This is a genomic window from Halomonas sp. MES3-P3E (assembly GCF_002836035.1).
Lineage (GTDB): Bacteria > Pseudomonadota > Gammaproteobacteria > Pseudomonadales > Halomonadaceae > Vreelandella > Vreelandella arctica.
In genome coordinates, this window is sequence record NZ_PJBT01000137.1 from 1 (window position 1) to 531 (window position 531).

A 531-nucleotide genomic window follows, 5' to 3' on the forward strand; every position below is an offset into this window, starting at 1 on the left:
CGCTACCAGGCGCATGCCACCCATGAGCAGTTTCACAGCGAGATCAAGACCGATCTCGACCTGGAGCGCTTGCCGTCCGGCAAGTTCGCCACCAACGATCTGATCCTGCATCTCGCCCAGTTGGCCTACAACATCCTGCGCCTGATGGGGCAGCTGGGCATGACCGGCGAGCTGAGCCCGGTGCGCCATCCCGCTAAGCGGCGCCGGATCCGCACCGTGCTACAAGAGCTGGTGCATCGTGCGGCGCTCGTGATTCACAAGGCGCGGCAGATCATCCTCGACTTCGGGCAGGATATCGGGCGCATGACGGTGCTCAAGACGCTGCGGAGCCGACTGCGTTATCCACGAGGAACGCCATGCTGACCGTCAATCGGCGACACTCTATCCACAAGCAGTTCCAAGCGACACGCGATCGCCAGATATGTCGTGCCTGGCGGGTGGAAAGGCATGACAAAACGGGCCGTCAGCACCGATCAGCACGGTGGGTTTTGGCAATAACGGGCTTGCGAAAGCCAACTTGCACGGGGCGAA

The 531-nt window shown here is 61.8% G+C and carries 1 protein-coding gene; it reads left to right on the plus strand.

Annotated elements, in window-relative coordinates:
• A partial coding sequence (locus tag CXF87_RS12320; RefSeq protein ID WP_198556091.1) for a transposase occupies positions 1-363 on the plus strand: 363 nt, incomplete at its 5' end.
• Between the last annotated feature and the right edge of the window lie 168 nt (positions 364-531).